1 protein-coding gene is annotated in these 235 nt (G+C 54.9%); it reads left to right on the top strand.

The genetic code is table 11. The annotated features are described in order from the left end of the window. Nucleotides 1-235: hypothetical protein (locus tag ACYP03_RS28070; RefSeq protein WP_459782945.1), on the top strand; the 235-nt coding region annotated here is incomplete at both ends.

Here is a 235-nt window from a genome sequence, read left to right as displayed (position 1 = left end):
TGAACTGGTGGTCGCGAACGGCTATGCCCGCTATGTAATGATGCAAAATGGTGAGCCGGTACTGGTCGATCGCCCCTGTCCGACCTGTGTGTTGCTCAATGGTGGCGGTGTTTGGGTGTCAGATATTGCCGATAATGTTCAGTTTCAACAGCCCGGCAGCGAGCAACCACCGCCGGTTGATCTGGATGTTGAACAACTGCAGGCACTGATCCTTGCCGGGGAAGATCCAACGGAA

The organism is Photobacterium sp. R1 (assembly GCF_054600795.1).
This window is presented reverse-complemented; position numbering and strand designations above follow the sequence as displayed.